This window comes from Leptospira adleri, from assembly GCF_002811985.1.
Taxonomy (GTDB): domain Bacteria; phylum Spirochaetota; class Leptospiria; order Leptospirales; family Leptospiraceae; genus Leptospira; species Leptospira adleri.
In genome coordinates this window covers 1-2,757 of the sequence record NZ_NPDU01000144.1, presented here as the reverse complement: position 1 = coordinate 2,757, position 2,757 = coordinate 1, and the positions used below count along the sequence as shown (strand labels likewise).

Here is a 2,757-nt window from a genome sequence, read left to right as displayed (position 1 = left end):
ATCACGTTAGACGGAAGAGAAGAAATCTTACTTTGTGCAAGATCGTAGATCTTATCCTCTCCGCCGGAGAGGATGATCGGATTTCCGTTGTTATCGAAACGATCGCTAAACCCGATCGTCCCCGCGTTGTAAAGAGAACGGGAAACCGAAGTCGCATTAATTTTAATTTTGTAAAACGAAGTGCCGTTGTCCAAGGTCTTTCCGAAAACGATCGATGCGTCCGAAGTCAACGCGTATTGAATTCCCGCAGGGCTTGCGGAATTGTAATCCGAAGTTGTGATCGGAAGAGGGATGTCGCCGGTCAAACGTTTGAACTGAATCTGAGTTCCGCTAATCGTACCTAAATACCATTTGTGGACCGTTGTTCTTCGATCCACAAGTGCGAGTTGTGCCTGCGTAGTTGTGAACTTGCCCGAGAATAAACTGAATTCTTTTCTGCGTTGGCGGTTTTCGCTCGTCCCTGCTTGGAAAAGGTCGTTGAGATCGCTAGAGGAAAGATCACCGCTTGGAGTGAGAATTTTCGTACCGCCCAAACCGGTAAGAATAAACCGAGCGTTTCCCGAAGAAGTCTGATCGTCGAGAATCAGGGCGGATTGGGAGGAATTCGTCTCAAAGTGATCGACCAGATAACCGCTGTTTAACGGATCAAAATTCGTAGCGTCCGTATCGGAGAACGAAGTTAAATTAGAAATATCGAATGCGGTTCCGCTCGTATTCTTTAAAACAAAAAGCTGATTCGTGTTTCCCTGTTTTTTATGAAAAAGAACTTCGTCCTTTGTCGTATTGGTATAACGATCCGGTTTTCCGCCAAAGAGAATCGTAACACCGGATGTTTCCGGATTGAGGGAAGTATTCACTCTTTCCGTGAATGAGTTCCCCTGTTTGAGATCGAATACGTTCGCCTTCCGATCAAAGATCAATAGTTCGGGAGAAGAGGAACAATCGTCTACGGTGAAACAGCCTCCGAAGACGAGCTCTCCTCTGGAAGAGTTTAGATTTCCGTCATATTTGTATTTTAGAAGAATTGCTTTCGAACCGGAAGCCGCCGTAAAATTCGCGGTCGTTTGTTCCAGTTTGACCTCATCCTTTGGAAGAGGACTTTTCATAATTCGGTCCTGATCCGGACCGTAGCTCATATCGCTGTAGATCTTATAACGGAATCCGTTTAACGTGGATTCGCCGATCCAAAACTTACCGTCGTTCGCCGAAAAGAATCCGATATCGGTCCTACCGTCGCCGTTAAAATCTCCTTGAAGCCAGCGGGTGATCGGTTTGAACTGAGGAGTCGAAGACCAGATTCTAAAATTGATGGTTCCGTTTCCGGTTTCGCCTAACGTCCATTGCCCGGAGCTGCGATCGAAAAGTAAAAAATCCGAGAAACCGTCGCCGTTGAAATCTCCGGAAAATCGATCATGAGTAAAAATTGCCTGTTCCGGAGTTGTAAAGATCTTATACAACTTCCACTGCATCTTAAAATAGATCGGATCGGTTTTGTTGTCGTTGCGGTAATTCTCGCCGACGAGCCACTTCCCGGATCTGGAATCGTAAAGAGAAATATCGGTTCTTCCGTCGCCGTTGTAGTCGCCGACTAAAAAATTGATCTTATCGCGATCCTTTCCTCGTTTGGAAGAATCGTTTGTGAAAGCGCTGTCTAAGTTTCCGTCGGGAGAGTAATCGCCTCGGAAGACGTTCTGAAATTTTTTAGCGAAACGAAGGAATTCAAAACTTCCTCCCTTGTTGAGCATCAAGGTCCATTGACCGGTGGGTTCGTCAAAGAAAACCGAATCGGAAAGACCGTTGCCGTCGTAGTCTCCGGGAAACCATTCCATACGGAAGATATCCGGAACACCCGCCATCAAACGTCCGTAAGATTTAAATTGAAAAACGCGTCCGTCGTGTTCCGCTACGATAAAGTCTCTCGTTTCGGGAAGATAGAATGCGATGTCGGAGCGTCCGTCGCCGTTGTAATCACCGCTAACGTTCCCTTTGAAAAATCGAATCTTTTCGTCGCCGAAATAACCTTGATAACGGTTGGCATAAATCTTAAAATTATAACCGCCTTCCTTTCTTCCTTCCGCCGCTTTCCAGTTTCCGGACTTCGGATTAAAAAAGAGCATATCGGAGATTCCGTCTCCGTTAAAATCTCCCTCAAAGTATTGAGTCGATTCGGGAGAATCTTCCGCTTCGGAAGAGGCTTGGTTCACAACATTCTGCCAGGTAAGAAGGCGACTGGAGGATTGGTATTGAAATTCGGGTTGAGTCGTATGACGGCTGGATTGAATCGACTTGAGCCTTGGTCTTCCCGAATCGGAGGAGGTTTCATAGACCGGAATGTAGTCCCAGAGTTTTCCTCCTCCGTCCCAACCCACTTCGATTCTTGCCAGAATCTTATCCATCTTCATTAAGAATCCGGGAGCGTTCGAAACGTAAAAATCATTCCTTGCTTCCGTGAAAAATTTCACATATTGACGAGCGGAAGCTCCGCTTTTCGAGTTTCCCGTGTAACGGATTTCCTTCAAATAAAGGTTTCGTTTATCATAATATTCGGATGTATCGTAAGTGACTTGAAGAAAATTTCCGTTTCTGTCTTCGGTTTTGGAAAGATACCAGCTATACGTTTGGCTTGGACTTGCGGGATTGTAGATTCTGCTCGAAGTGGACTCGCCGAAGATCGTTTTTGTTCCGGAAGAATCCAGAACTTCCCAAATTCCACCGTTTTCAATATTACTCAAACGTAATACAACTAAGTCTTCTCCG

1 protein-coding gene is annotated in these 2,757 nt (G+C 45.6%); it reads right to left on the bottom strand.

What is annotated here, in order from left to right:
• Positions 1-2,757, bottom strand: a 2,757-nt coding sequence (locus tag CH376_RS23775) for an FG-GAP-like repeat-containing protein (protein ID WP_276329226.1), incomplete at both ends; no start/stop codon positions are given.